Source organism: Mesorhizobium sp. BR-1-1-10 (genome assembly GCF_020165595.1).
Classification (GTDB): domain Bacteria; phylum Pseudomonadota; class Alphaproteobacteria; order Rhizobiales; family Rhizobiaceae; genus Mesorhizobium; species Mesorhizobium australicum.
The window spans coordinates 71,244-84,141 of the sequence record NZ_JAIUIL010000012.1 but is presented as its reverse complement, the minus strand read 5'-3'; the positions used below and the strand labels follow the sequence as shown (position 1 = coordinate 84,141).

At 62.3% G+C, this 12,898-nt stretch carries 13 protein-coding genes; 7 read left to right on the top strand and 6 right to left on the bottom strand.

The features are described 5' to 3' along the window. Window positions 1-397: 397 nt before the first annotated feature. Window positions 398-1,576, top strand: a complete 1,179-nt coding sequence (locus LB555_RS23975; protein WP_224683943.1) for a lytic murein transglycosylase — start codon at window positions 398-400, stop codon at window positions 1,574-1,576. Window positions 1,577-1,676: 100 nt separating this feature from the next. On the opposite strand, the gene LB555_RS23970 is transcribed toward LB555_RS23975, so the two are convergent. Continuing rightward, on the bottom strand, window positions 1,677-2,897 hold the full coding sequence (locus tag LB555_RS23970) for an alanine racemase (RefSeq protein ID WP_224683942.1): 1,221 nt from the start codon (window positions 2,895-2,897) through the stop codon (window positions 1,677-1,679). 307 nt (window positions 2,898-3,204) lie between these two features. Between LB555_RS23970 and LB555_RS23965 the strand changes: the two genes are divergently transcribed. Then, on the top strand, window positions 3,205-4,122 hold the full coding sequence (locus tag LB555_RS23965; RefSeq protein WP_224683941.1) for a DMT family transporter: 918 nt from the start codon (window positions 3,205-3,207) through the stop codon (window positions 4,120-4,122). 433 nt (window positions 4,123-4,555) lie between these two features. On the opposite strand, the gene metF is transcribed toward LB555_RS23965, so the two are convergent. Both metF and LB555_RS23955 read right to left on the bottom strand, forming a co-directional pair. Continuing rightward, a complete protein-coding gene (gene metF, locus LB555_RS23960) occupies window positions 4,556-5,467 on the bottom strand; it encodes a methylenetetrahydrofolate reductase [NAD(P)H] (RefSeq protein ID WP_023769638.1) in 912 nt (303 codons plus the stop codon). Then, window positions 5,467-6,489, bottom strand: a complete 1,023-nt coding sequence (locus LB555_RS23955) for an ArsR/SmtB family transcription factor (protein WP_140726066.1) — start codon at window positions 6,487-6,489, stop codon at window positions 5,467-5,469. The genes metF and LB555_RS23955 overlap by 1 nt, the downstream gene beginning before the upstream one ends. Window positions 6,490-6,664: 175 nt before the next feature. Between LB555_RS23955 and tsaA the strand changes: the two genes are divergently transcribed. The 3 genes from tsaA to LB555_RS23940 all read left to right on the top strand — a co-directional run bounded on the left by tsaA (window position 6,665) and on the right by LB555_RS23940 (window position 8,492). After that, window positions 6,665-7,189: a tRNA (N6-threonylcarbamoyladenosine(37)-N6)-methyltransferase TrmO gene (gene tsaA, locus LB555_RS23950; protein WP_411970791.1), complete on the top strand. Its 525-nt coding sequence runs from the start codon at window positions 6,665-6,667 to the stop codon at window positions 7,187-7,189. Then, entirely contained in the window at window positions 7,186-7,500 is a 315-nt protein-coding gene (locus tag LB555_RS23945; protein ID WP_140714547.1) for a DUF2293 domain-containing protein, read from the top strand. The genes tsaA and LB555_RS23945 overlap by 4 nt, the downstream gene beginning before the upstream one ends. Before the next feature lie 152 nt (window positions 7,501-7,652). Next, a complete protein-coding gene (locus LB555_RS23940) occupies window positions 7,653-8,492 on the top strand; it encodes an SDR family oxidoreductase (protein WP_224683939.1) in 840 nt (279 codons plus the stop codon). A gap of 39 nt (window positions 8,493-8,531) precedes the next feature. Here LB555_RS23940 and LB555_RS23935 read toward each other — a convergent pair whose 3' ends face one another. Next, entirely contained in the window at window positions 8,532-9,161 is a 630-nt protein-coding gene (locus LB555_RS23935) for an MOSC domain-containing protein (protein ID WP_015317178.1), read from the bottom strand. A 180-nt stretch (window positions 9,162-9,341) separates the two neighbouring features. Here LB555_RS23935 and LB555_RS23930 point away from each other — a divergent pair, with 180 nt between their 5' ends. Then, complete coding sequence (locus LB555_RS23930) at window positions 9,342-9,908, top strand: methyltransferase family protein (protein ID WP_015317177.1); 567 nt, start codon at window positions 9,342-9,344, stop codon at window positions 9,906-9,908. Window positions 9,909-9,920: 12 nt separating this feature from the next. Here LB555_RS23930 and LB555_RS23925 read toward each other — a convergent pair whose 3' ends face one another. Together LB555_RS23925 and tam are read right to left on the bottom strand one after the other, a co-directional pair. Next, window positions 9,921-11,042, bottom strand: coding sequence for a beta-ketoacyl-ACP synthase III (locus LB555_RS23925; protein ID WP_015317176.1), 1,122 nt, complete (start codon window positions 11,040-11,042; stop codon window positions 9,921-9,923). A gap of 139 nt (window positions 11,043-11,181) precedes the next feature. Then, window positions 11,182-11,967 carry a trans-aconitate 2-methyltransferase gene (tam, locus tag LB555_RS23920; RefSeq protein ID WP_015317175.1) on the bottom strand — a complete coding sequence of 262 codons (786 nt, stop codon included), beginning with the start codon at window positions 11,965-11,967 and terminating at the stop codon, window positions 11,182-11,184. Between the two features lie 149 nt (window positions 11,968-12,116). Here tam and LB555_RS23915 point away from each other — a divergent pair, with 149 nt between their 5' ends. Continuing rightward, complete coding sequence (locus LB555_RS23915; RefSeq protein WP_015317174.1) at window positions 12,117-12,893, top strand: DpnI domain-containing protein; 777 nt, start codon at window positions 12,117-12,119, stop codon at window positions 12,891-12,893. The last annotated feature ends 5 nt before the right edge of the window (window positions 12,894-12,898 follow it).

The following is a 12,898-nucleotide window of genomic DNA, read 5'->3' as shown; positions in this document are numbered from 1 at the left end:
TGGCAACGGCAGCAAGCCGCGGGAATGGGGGTTGCGGCAGATCACCCGTTGACACCGTGGCAACGGCAGCGAGGCCGCGGGAATGGGGGTTGCGGCAGAACACCCGTTGACACCGTGACAACGGCAGCAAGCCGCGGGAATAGTGATTGCGACAGATCAGCCGTTGACACCGTGGCAACGGCAGCGAGGCCGCGGGAATGGTGGTTGCGGCAGAAGACCCGTTGACACCGTGACAACGGCAGCAAGCCGCGGGAATAGTGATTGCGACAGATCAGCCGTTGACACCGGGCCTGCCGCCTGCTTTCGACACAGCCAGCGCTAAAGAGTGCAACCGCTGGTAATTCAGGGCGTTGCGCTTTCAGGCACGACAATGCCCTCTCGTTTCGAAAGGAAGCTGATGCGACTGCGTTCCCAAGCCCTCGCGGCGCTGTTCTTGTGCGCCACGGCCTTGCCGGCGATGGCGCAGGAATGCGGCGGCGATTTTGAAACCTGGAAGCAGGGTGTGGCGGCGGAAGCCAAGGCTGCCGGTGTCGGCGCGGTCGGTCTTGATGCGCTGGAGGACGCCAGGATCGACGAGAGGGCTCTGGCGCGCGACCGTGCGCAGGGCGTCTTCACGCAGACCTTCGTCCAGTTTTCCAACCGCATGATCTCGGCTTACCGGCTGAAGCAAGGTGCGGCGAACATGAAGAAATACGCCGACATCTTCGCCCGCGCCGACCAGCAGTTCGGCGTCCAGGCCCCCGTCATCACCGCCTTCTGGGCGCTTGAAACGGATTTCGGCGCCGTGCAGGGCGATTTCCATACGCTGAGCGCATTGGTGACGCTGTCGCATGACTGCCGCCGCCCGCAGCTTTTCCGCCAGCAACTGGTGCCGCTCCTGGAACTGATCGATCGCGGCGTGCTGCCGGCCGACGTCACCGGCGCCTGGGCCGGCGAGATCGGCCAGACGCAGATCCTGCCATCCGACTATCTCGCGCGGGGCATCGATGGCGACGGCGACGGCAAAATCGATCTGCGCGGCTCCGTGCCCGACGTGATCATGACCACGGGCAATAAGGTGCTGTCGCGCGGCTGGAAACGGGACGAACCCTGGATCCAGGAAGTGCGGGTGCCCGAAGAGATGCCGTGGGACCAGACCGGGCGCACCAACAAGCTGCCGCTGACGCAGTGGGCGCAGTGGGGCGTCACCAATCCCGACGGCTCGCCGCTGGTCGACAAGGGGCTGAAGGCCGGCCTGGCGCTGCCCATGGGCCGCAAGGGCCCGGCGTTCCTCACCTACGAGAATTTCGACGTCTATCTCGAATGGAACCAGTCCTTCACCTACGCGCTGACCGCCGCCAATCTCGCCGCGCGGCTGGCGGGCGCGCCGTCGCTCGACCCGCGCAATCCCGAGCCCGGCCTCACCAATGAGCAGATGAAAGAACTGCAGACCAAGCTCGAGGCCAGGGGCTACGACGTCGGCACCGTCGACGGCATTTTGGGCACCAACACCCGTGAAGCCATCCGCAAGGAGCAGATGCGCCTCGGCATGCCGGTCGATGGCTGGCCGACGCCGGAGCTTTTGGGAAAATTGTGAAGAGAGCGAGTAGTGGGTAGTGGGTAGTGAGTAGTGAGATATAGAGATTCCCTGCTGACGACTGACTACTCATGACTACTGACTACTCACCCCTTTTTTCCTAATCCGCCATCGTCTCCAAACTCGCGAACCCCACCGGCGCGTCGCCCTCGTCGAAGGGCGTCGTGACCTCGACGAAGGTGTCGGGATAGAAGCCGTTGAAGCGGGTTCTGAGCGACAGCGAGTAAGCGCCGATATGGCCGATCTCGATCCAGTCGCCGGTGTCGACGGTTTCCGGCAGCCAGAACGGCCGCGACAGGATGTCGACGGAATCGCAGGTCGCGCCGCAGACCTTGAACGGCACGATGTTCTTCTCATCGCCATTGCGCGTACGGATCGCCGGATCGGGAATGAACCGCGCCGGCAGCGTGATCTTGCCGGTCCACGAATCCGACAGCGACGCCCAGATACCGTCATTGATGTAGAGCCGCTTGCCCTTGCGCAACAGCACGCGCACGATCAGCGACAGGCAGCGCGCCACGACCACCCGGCCCGGCTCCGCCACCAACGACATCTGGTCGAACTGATATTCCTTCAGGTCGCCGGAGAGCCGCGACATGATCTGGCCGAGCGACGGCATCTCGATCTGCTTGCGGTTGGGATCATGTCCGTATTCGGCGGGAAAGCCGCCGCCGACGTCGAGCCCGGCAATGTCGAAGGTCAGCCGGTTGCGAACCCAGTCGGCCGAGGCCAGCGCCCGCTCATAGGTGTCGGGATCCTCGATCTGACTGCCGACATGGAAACACAGGCCGACCTTGTAGCCGGTGCGGTTCAACCGCTCGGCGAGTTCGACCGCATAGGCAGGCCCGGCGCCGAATTTCTTGGACAGCTCGTAGGCGGCATGGCCCTTTGTCTGCACACGCACGAAGACGCTGACCGCGCCCGGGTCAATATCGAGCGCCCGCACCACGCGGGTCAGCTTGGTGATCTCGTCCTCATGGTCGAGCGAGATGACGCGAATGCCGTATTTCTCCAAAGCCAGCTTGATGTCCGACTGCGCCTTGACGGGATGCATGTAGAGCATCTCCGCATCGGGCGAGACGGCGCGCACGGCGGCGAACTCGCCTGGTGAAGCGACGTCGAAGGCGGTGACGCCGGCCTCGACCAGCGTCTTCAGCACGATCTGCTCGCCATTGGTCTTGACCGCGTAGGCGGTCTTGCCGGGGAACATGCCCATGAATTGCTTCGCATCCGCCTTCAAGACCTGCGGGCGGAAGCAGTAGACCGGGTCGTCCGGGCGAAGCGCCAGTGCAGCCTCGCTTGCATTCTCGAATCGCTGCATGGACGAATCCTCGACTTCAGCTCGCACAATTAATCCAAGCTAGCGGCTAGCGCATGACCCCGAAAGTTAATTTCGACTTCGGAAGGGATCATGCGCCAGGGATGAGCCTTGCAAGCGTCCTTTGCGCATCTCTGGAGGCGCGCGGTGCTGCAACGAAAACAATTCTGTGTCTCGTGCTCCTGCGGCACAGCACTGGCTTTTGCCGAAAGGCTTGGCTGCCGGTCGGGTTTCGGGTGGCCCTTGCCGCCGAACCAGATATGGCTTCCGCCTGTCGGCTGGCATTCCGGCTGTCTGGGGTAGGATTTATATGGCAGTGACCGCTGCATCTGCGCCACGCGGACCGATGACGCTCAGGGACTGGGGGCAGTTGCTGTTGCTCGGCGCCATCTGGGGCGGCTCGTTCTTCTTCGCCCGCATCGCGGTGGCGGAACTCCAACCGCTGGTGCTGGTGCTGTTTCGCGTCGCCATCGCGGCGATAGCCCTGCAGCTCTATCTCGGCTTGCGCAGACCGTCCTTCCGCCTCGCTCTGCCGCATGCCGGCCTGTTCTTCCTGCTGGCCTTCACCAACAATGTCATCCCCTTCTCGCTGATCTTTGCCGGTCAAACCCAATTGGGGGCCGGCGTCGCCTCCGTCCTCAACGCCACGACGCCGTTCTGGACGCTGATCCTGGCCAACGCGTTGACATCAGATGAAAAGCTGTCCTGGAACAAGCTCGCCGGCATCGGGCTCGGTGTCGCCGGCACGGCCGTGATGATCGGTCCCGGCCTGCTGGCGGGGCTCGGCGGCCCTGTCTGGGCCAAATTCGCGCTGATCGGCGCCTCGCTTTCCTATGGCATCGCGCTGATGGTCGCCCGCCGTTTCAAGGGCGTGCCCTCGCCGGTCGTCGCCACCGGGCAGTTGACGGCTTCGACCATCATCATGATCCCGATCGTGCTCTTCGCCCATGGCCCGGCCGGCCTGTTCTCCGCCTCGCCGCCGGTGTGGGCGGCAGTGCTGGCGCTGGCGCTTCTGTCGACAGCCTTCGCCTACATCCTCTACTTCAACCTTGTCGCCTCGGCCGGAGCCACCAACGCCTCGCTGGTCACGCTGATCGTGCCGGCCAGTGCCATGCTGCTCGGCTTTCTTTTCCTTGGCGAGCGGCTGGAATTGTTCGAGATCGGCGGTGTGGTGCTGATCGGACTTGGTCTTCTGACAATCGACGGGCGAGTGTTCGGACGGCGTTAGAGCTCGGCATGTGCAATCGCGAAAGTCGAAGGCGACTTTCGCGAGGGTAGCGCTGCCATGACACAGCATCGACACGCCACCGCCATAATTTATTCACAGGCATGAAGCGGGTTTTGCCAAGGAGTTTCAACGGCTAACGGCGAAACCGAAGTCGCAAAATCCACAATCACGTCGCAATGCAGCACATTTTCCGCTTGCCTGTGGCACAAATGAACCTAGACTCCAGGGCATAGCTCTTTAAGAGGAGGCTATGTCATGGGACTTACGAGGCCAATCAACGCATTGATGATTTGTGCTGCGTTTGCTTTCATCGGCGCCCTCATTATGGGCGTCCTTCCCTGAACCCGCCAAGACGGGGAAGACCAGCAGCAAATAGTCCAACCGATTCGAAAGGCCGGGTTTTTACCCGGCCTTTTGCTTACCTGACTGACCCTCAGGCAGCAGCGGAGCCCGCCACCTCATGCGAGCGGATGCCGATCATATGGCAGACGGCGAAGACGAGGTCGGCCCGGTTCATTGTGTAGAAGTGGAAATCGCCCACGCCACGCTCGACCAGGTCCAGAACCTGCTCGGCGGCGACGGCGGATGCCACCAACGCATGCGTCTGTGGGTCGTTCTGCAGGCCGTCGAAACGCTCGGCCAGCCATGCCGGCACCAGCGCGCCGCAGCGCGCCGAGAAATTGGCGACCTGGGTGAAATTGTGCACCGGCAGGATGCCGGGAACGATCGGGATGTAGATGCCGGCGCGGCGCGCGCGCTCGACGTAACGTTCGTAGAGATCGTTGTCGAAGAAGAACTGGGTGATCGCCCGCGTCGCGCCGTTGTCGACCTTGCGCTTCAGCATGTCGATGTCGGTGGCGAAGTCAGGGCTTTCCGGATGCTTTTCCGGATAGGCCGAAACCGAGATGTCGAAATCGCCGGCGTCCTTCAGCGCCCCGACCAGCTCGGCGCCGTTGGCGTAGCCGTCCGGATGCGGTCGGTAGGCGGCGCCGACGCCTTCCGCCGGATCGCCGCGCAAGGCGACGAAGCGCTTCACGCCCATGTCGGTGAATTCCTGGATCACGGCGTCGACCTGATGGCGAGCGGCATCGACGCAAGTCATGTGCGCGGCCGGCGTCAGGCTGGTCTCTTTCAGGATACGGCCGATGGTGCGAGCCGTGCGCTCACGCGTCGAACCGCCGGCGCCATAGGTCACCGAGACGAATTTCGGCTGCAGCGGCTCGAGCCTTGTGACCGTATCCCACAGCCTTGCCTCCATCTCGTCGTTCTTCGGCGGGAAGAACTCGAACGAAACCCTGACCTTGTCGCCGATATCGGGCCGGCGGGAAAAACGAAACTGGTTCATCAGGCGATTTCCCCTATCGAGCTCACTCTGGTCTGCTGGCTGGCATTGGCAGGATCGGCGATCAGCAGGCGCCGGTCGCGGCCAAGCCAAAGCTTGACGGTGAGCCTGGCCTCGTTGCCGCCGCGCGGTTCGAACTCCTGGGCATCCTCGAGATCGAGGCCGGCTTCGGAGAACCACTCTCCGATCTGCCGGTCGGAAAAGCCCAGCCGCATATGCGCATGCTCGTCGCGCAGGAATTCCAGTGTGTGCGGCGCGAAATCGACGATGACGAGACGGCCGGCCGGCCGAAGCAGCCGCGCCGCCTCATGGATGGCGCGGGCCGGGTCGTCGAGATAGTGCAGCACCTGGTGGATGGTGACGAGATCGAAGGCATCGCGCTCGACCGGCGGCGAAAAGATATCGCCCTGCCGCACCTGCGCGTTCGAAACGCCGGCCTTGTCGAGATTGGCGCGCGCCACGGTCAGCATCTCTCGCGACATGTCGATGCCGATCCCCCGCCGGTAGAGCGGCGAGAAGATTTCGAGCAGCCGCCCGGTGCCGGTGCCAAGGTCGAGCATGGACTGGAACGGCCGCTTGCCGACCAGCTTCAGCATCGCGGCCTCCACCGCACGATCGGGCACATGCAGCGAGCGGATATGATCCCAGCTTGCGGCGTTCTGCGAAAAGTACGCGGTGGCGCGGTCCTGGCGCTTGCGCTTGACCGAGGTCAGTCGCTCCAGATCGCGCTCGATCTGCGGATCGGCGCCGCGAATGCCGGCAACCAGCCTCATCACGAAGTCTCGCGCCGAATCGGCGTCCGACAGGCGAAAGAAGGCCCACGACCCTTCCTGGTATCGGCCGATCAGCCCCGCCTCGAGCAGCAGCTTCAGGTGGCGCGAGACACGCGGCTGCGACTGGCCGAGAATTTCGGTAAGGTCGGAAACGGTGAGGTCGCCACGCGACAACAATGCCAATATGCGCAGGCGGCTGGATTCGGCCGCCGCCTTCAGCGTATCCACCATGGTGTCGAGCGAGACATGCATCAGCGTATTCTCTTTGAAAAAGATATAAACATATGTTTATGTCGAATTCGGCGACCTTGCAAGCGCTATGTCGCTTCCGGACCAGAAAATGCCGCATGCGTGATTTCCCGGTCCGGGTCAGCCCGAAACGTCTAGCGGTTTGAGACAATGGCAGGCACCAGCACAGAGACAGGCAATGACCGAACCGCGTGAGATGTTCGAGGCACGCGAAGGCGAGCAGAGACTGGACCAGGATCCGGCCTTGATGCCGCCGGATGCCGGCATCGTCTTCATCGGCCGTATTGCCTCGCCCTGGACCACCCGGGATAGCTGCCCGAAGAACATGCGCGCGGCGCGCGAGGCGGGACAGCCCGCGGCGCTCACCATCGATGCGCCCTATCGTGCGGGCCTGCGCGGGCTGGAGCGCGCCAGCCACGTCGTCATCCTGTCCTGGCTGCATCACGCGCCGCGGAATCTGATTGTGCAGAAACCCCGCCATGCGGCTGAAGCGAAAGGCGTATTCTGCCTGCGCTCCCCTGCCCGACCGAACCCAATCGGCCTGCACGTGGCCAAACTCGTCGGATTGGACATCGGCACCGGGCGCGTCGACCTCGACGCCATTGACGTGCTCGACGGCACGCCGGTCATCGACATCAAACCATATTTCGCCTCGACCGATGCCTTTGCCGAGGCAACCGTTGAGGGGCGCGGGCAGAAATGACCGCGCCCACCGGCCGCCGCCGCGCCATCGCCAAGGCTTTGACAGCGCTTCTGCCGCTGGCGCCTTATGCCGACATGGAGAAGATCCGCACCGATGCCGGCTCGGTCCATATGAAAACCTTGCCGCCGACGATCGCGGTATGGCTGGCGACGATCGCCCACATCCGCCACATGCACACCGATTACGAAAAGCTGCTGGCCGAGGGCTATGACCGCGACTCCGCCCGTTTCTTCGTCATCGAGCAAACCAACACCATGCTCACGCGCTGGCGCGCCACGCGCCTGCTCGACGCCGACGACGAGGAGGAATGAGGCCACTGCCGGGCAGATGGCGCTCTGCGTTTTGTTCAAAAAGATTCCCCCTCGCCTCTGGAAAATCACGGAACAGGCCGTATATGCCCGAAAGCGGAGAAGCCTCCGCTTCCATCCAGAAATTGCGCCCGCAGGGGCAAGGATTCCACATCATGACATCTAAGGTTTGGTTCATCACCGGATCGTCGAAGGGTTTTGGCCGCGTCTGGGCCGAGGCCGCACTGGCGCGTGGCGACCGCGTTGCAGCGACCGCTCGCGACACAGGCACGCTCGCCGATCTCGTCGATAGATACGGCGACAACATCGCCGCCATAAAGCTCGACGTCACCGACAAGAAAGCCGTCGATGCCGCTGTCGCCGAGGCGCACAAGCGCTTTGGCCGGCTCGACGTCGTCATCAACAATGCCGGCTACGGCCATTTCGGCGCCATCGAGGAAGTCAGCGAACAGGAAGCCCGCGACCAGATCGAGACCAATGTGTTCGGCGCGCTATGGGTCACCCAGGCCGCCCTGCCGATCATGCGGGCGCAGCGCTCCGGCCACATCATCCAGATCTCGTCGATCGGCGGCGTCAATGCCTTTGCCTCGCTCGGCCTCTACCATGCCTCGAAATGGGCGCTGGAAGCCTTCAGCCAGTCGCTCAGCATCGAGGTCGCGGAATTCGGCATCCATGTCACGCTGGTCGAGCCGGGCGGCTTCTCCACCGACTGGTCGGGAGCTTCGGCCAAGGTCTCCAAGCCGATCGAGGCCTATGCGCCCGCCCGCGCCAAGATGGCCGAGCGCCGCGCCAACTCGGTTGCTGGCGATCCCGAGGCGACCGGGCCGGCGATGCTGGCCATCGTCGATGCGGCAGAGCCGCCGCTGAGAGTGTTCTTCGGCGATGGCGGCCTGCCGATGATACGCCAGGAATACGCCAACCGCCTCGCCACCTGGGACAAGTGGGACCACGTCTCCGTCATGGCGCAAGGCGTCAACAAGAACCGCAAGGGCTGACACCCAAAATAATAGTTACGCCGCTAGTGGGCGGCGTAGCTATGCCTTGTAAATCCATTGCTCCGGCACACGCACCGAAATCTCTTCGCCGACCCTGACCACGCCGGGTTTTTCAACCCACGCGACAAGGCCACGCAGCCGCTTCGCCGTCTGCGGGAAGAGCAGCGCGGCTGCATCACGATCCGATGCATGGACATGCGTGGCGATGGATTGCCCGGCGACCCGGCACGGCTTGTTCTGCGCGTCGATTTTGATCGTCACGCCCCCTTGGAAGAACATCAGTGAGCCGGCCGGCAGCATCGACAGACGTGGCACGCCCCCGATCAGCATATTGGCGCCGATCCATTCCGGCTTGATCTCCTCCAGGCCCATGCGCTCGGCGACGATCGAAAGCTCGTCGGCGGCGACCAGCGACAATTGCCGCTCGTTGCGCATCTCCGTGCCGCGCGGATACCAAGGCTCGCGCCCACCGGAACGCCGCGTCATTCCGGAATGGAAGTCATTCGCGATTCCGTCGAAGCCAAGATGCAATTCCTCGACGGCTTTCGTCTCGAAATGATCGGACGGAGCGGCATAGAGCGCCACTGCCTTTGCCGTCAGCTTGCGGCCCGGGACGATGTCGATCGTGGGCTCGGCAGTTGGAAAAAGTTCTAGGTTTGTTTCCTGCATGCTGCTGGTCTAGAGGCCTCGGACAATACGGTCCAGTCTAAAGCGCTGATGATCCGATCACTGCGTTTGATGCCGATCACGACGTTATTACCGGAAATGCCGTCATGTTGCAGCGAGCGCGTCCCATTGCCGCCGCGCCGCCTATATATATTCGGCGCCAGTCGGGAGGAGGAGGTTCGCATGCAGGTTGGACAGGCCATCGCAGCGCTCTGGCTGTTCTGGGTGGTATCCTGGATCGTCGCTGCATCCTGGGCCGATCCAGCCCAAAAGCGCGCCACCATCGGGGCGGAGGCCCGCTATCGCGTCTTCTGGCTGGCCGGCACCGTCCTGCTGTTCGTTCCAGCGCACGGCTATGAAGGCAGGCTGAGATTGTGGACGCCGACCCTTGCCGAAGCCTGGGTCTGCGTTGCCCTGATCGCGGTCGGCATCGGCTTCGCATGGTGGGCACGCATCCATCTCGGGCGGTTGTGGTCCGCCACGGTCACAGCCAAGGCGGATCATCGCGTGGTCGACACCGGCCCCTATCGCCTGGTCCGGCATCCGATCTACACCGGGCTGCTGCTGGCTGTGGTTGCCACCATGGCGGCAAAGGGCACGGTCTGGGGCATTGCAGGTACGGCCCTGCTCATCATCGGCGTCGTCATCAAGGCGAGGCTGGAGGAGCGTTTCCTGCGCGACGAACTCGGACCCGCCTATGACGATTACGCCAGGCGGGTGCCGATGCTGGTTCCCTTCACGCCGGCCTAGCGCGGCATCACCTCAGAGCATTCTCAGCAGCGCGCCACCGATCGAATATCCCGCACCGAAGGCGCAGATCAGGCCGTGGTCGCCCGGTTTCATGTCGGCATGGTTCTCCGACAGCGCGATGATGGCTCCGGCGCCCGCCGTGTTGCCGAGCCGCTCCAGCACCATCGGTGCCCGGTCATGGCCGACCTCGTGGCCGAACGCCAGTTTCAGGATCATCGCATTCATGCGCGCATTGGCCTGGTGCAGCCAGAAGCGCCGCACCGCTTGCGGCGTCAGCCCGTGTTCGGCGAGGAATTCGACGATGAATTTATGCCCGGCGACGGTGACTTCCTTGAACACCTTGTTGCCGACCTGCTTGATGAGGTTGCCTTCCAGGTCGATCCTGTAGGGATCATCCTGGGCGGTACGGGTATGATAGCCGAGATTGGTGCGGATGTTGTTCGACATCTGCGTCCAGATGCGCGTGTCCAGCACCTCGAAGCGGCCCGGCCGCCTCTCACCCTGGGCAAGCCCCTCCACCACCATCGACACCGAAGCATCCCCGAAGATGAAATGCGTCTGCCGGTCGCGGAAATTGAGATGGCCGGTGATGATTTCCGGCGTCGTCACCAGGATGCGCTTGTGCGCGCCCGAGCGCACCAGATTGACCGCCACGTGCAGCGCAGCCGCGGCCGACGAACAGCCAAGCCCCATGTCGAAGCCCGCACCCCTCGTGCCCAGCGCCTCCTGCATTTCGATGGCGATCGCCGGATATGGCCTCTGCTGATGAGAGGACGAGCAGATCACCAGATCGATGTCCGAGGCCTCGACCCCGGCGTGGTCGATCGCCTTCCCAGCCGAAGCGATGCCGAATTCCGCCTGCAGCGAGAGCGCGTCGTCCGGACGCGCCGGAATGCGCGGCGCCATGCGGGTCGGGTCGAGAATGCCTTCACGCTCGACCACGTGGCGGGACTTCACACCTGAAGCATGAACGATGAAGTCGGCATCCGATTTCTGCAGCAGCGTCTCGCCGGTATCCTGGCGCCGCGCGTTCTCCGTGTCGACCCAGGCATTGAAGCTGGCGACCAGTTCCTCATTCGTGATGACAGGCTTGGGAATTTCAGCGCCGATGCCGCTGATGATGACGCGATGCATGTTTAAGTCCGTCCATCCGCGGGCGTTGCGGCTTGATGTGGGCGCCGAAACGTTTCGGCGCAACATTTTTCTCACTCGGCCGGTTTACGCCGGCTTAAACCAAGGTTTAGGCCGGCTTAAACCAAGGTTTTTCGCCAGCCTATCCCGCCCCCTTGGCGACGATGAAAATGCGGGGGAAACGCAGCAGCACCTTGCCATCGGCGGTCTTCGGATAGGCCTTGGCGACCTTGGCCGTGTAGCTGTCGAGGAACAGCTTGCGCTCATCGGCGTCCAGCGGATCGAGGAAGGGCTTCAGCCCTGTCGACTTCACCCACTCGACGATCGCGTCGGCATCGGCCAACGGATGGTTGTAGATGGTGTGCCAGATGTCGAGCCGAGCCGAGAGCGGCGACAGCAGGTCGTAGTAGAACGACACCGGCGGCAGCGGCGCACGGGCCGCATCCCTGATCTTTGCCGCGAAAGGCGCTTCGGCGGCGGTCTCCCGCATCAGGCGATGAGAATCCTCGGCCATATTGTCGGGCATCTGGACGGCCAGCGCGCCGCCGGGGGCCAGAAAACCCATCAGGCGCTGGAACACCGCCGGATGCTCCGGCAGCCACTGGAAGACGGCGTTGGCGAAGATCACGTTGACCGGCTCGGCCGGCTGCCAAGTCGACGCATCGGCGAGGTCGAAGCTGACATTGGGCAGCCGCGTCCTCGCCTTCTCGATCATGTCGGGAGAGGTGTCGAAGCCGCTCACTTGCGCATCCAGCCAGCGCTCGACCAGAAGTTCGGTCGAATTGCCCGGCCCGCAGCCGATATCGACTACCCGGCGCGGAAAGTCGACCGGCACTTGCGCCACGAGGTCACGCGCCGGGCGCGTGCGCTCGTCCTCGAATTTCAGATATTGGGCGGCGGACCAATCCCTACCTTCGTTTGTCGTCATATCCGTTTCCTATGATTTGATCCGACAATGCCGGTATCATTCGAAGCTAAGGGCAACTGGTCCCCTATTGCGTTGTCAGCCTCTTGATTGCTTTTGTCACCGAACGGTAAGCTTCGTCTTTCAACGTCTTCCGACAGTTTGGGGCCTTAATGAAATTTGGTTTCGAAGAGGCACAAACAAAATACAGCAGTGGTTCGCAACGAGCCAGAATTTGGACGGAGCAGTGGGTTTCCCGATGGATTTATTGCCCTAATTGCGCGAACTCGCGTCTGAGTCAGTTTCCTGCCAATCTGCCAGTTGCCGACTTCCTCTGCGGTAATTGCAACGATCAATTCGAGTTAAAAAGCCAAAGGAAGGCCTTCGGCGCAAAGGTAGCAGACGGAGCTTATTTTACCAAGATTGAGAGGCTGGCGTCCTCAACTAACCCGAATTTGATATTGCTCAACTATAGCCTGGGAACGATGGCGGTATTGAACGTTTGCATGGTGCCAAAACACTTCTTCATCCCAGAAATCATCGAGAAGAGAAATCCACTGGCCTCTACAGCCAGAAGAGCCGGTTGGATCGGCTCCAACATATTGCTTGGTCGCGTACCGCAATCGGGGCGAATTTGTATTGTTCGAGATGGGGTTCCGGTTCCAAAGGAAACCGTCATCGCACAATGGCAAAAAACCCTTTTTCTTCGCGAAGAAGACGCGGATGCTCGTGGTTGGCTAATCGAAGTAATGAAATGCCTCGACTTAATTGGCACGGTAGAATTTGATATCGAACAAGTTTATGCGTTCGAAGGACGACTGGGTGCCCTATACCCACACAACATGAATGTGAGGCCAAAAATTCGTCAGCAATTGCAACGCCTCAGAGATAGCGGATACCTCGATTTTATATCCCGCGGTCGCTATCGCATTAGGAGTAGTCGGCCGTGACGTCA